The organism is Streptococcus sp. 10824, assembly GCF_013276595.1.
GTDB classification, from domain to species: domain Bacteria; phylum Bacillota; class Bacilli; order Lactobacillales; family Streptococcaceae; genus Streptococcus; species Streptococcus pseudopneumoniae.
The window spans coordinates 1-419 of the sequence record NZ_VMLH01000165.1 but is presented as its reverse complement, the minus strand read 5'-3'; the positions used below and the strand labels follow the sequence as shown (position 1 = coordinate 419).

Annotated in this window: 1 pseudogene; it reads left to right on the top strand. The window is 43.2% G+C overall.

Annotated elements, in window-relative coordinates:
* Positions 1-419: pseudogene (locus tag HT701_RS11070) on the top strand (winged helix-turn-helix domain-containing protein); the annotation flags it as partial.

The following is a 419-nucleotide window of genomic DNA, read 5'->3' as shown; positions in this document are numbered from 1 at the left end:
CCTTCAAGAAACACGTGGTGGTCGTAACCATGCATATATGACAATTGAGGACGAGAAAGCCTTTCTTGCCTGTCATTTGAAGGCTGCAGAGGCAGGAGAATTTGTTACAATTGATGCCTTATTTCAGGCTTATACAAAGGAGTTAGGTCCTTCCTACACATGTGATGTCTTTTATCAACTCTTGAAGCGCCATGGTTGGCGAAATATTAGGCCACGTCCAGAACATCCCAAGAAAGCAGACGTTCAAACCATTGTCGCGTCTAAAAATAAAATCTCAATTCAAGAAGACAAGAAAGCGCTTTAAAACCAGTAGGCATTTTCGTAAGGTTCGCTTGATGTACCAAGATGAGGCTGGTTTCGGTAGAATCAGTAAACTGGGATCTTGTTGGGCTCCAATGGGAGTAGGTCCACATGTCCAT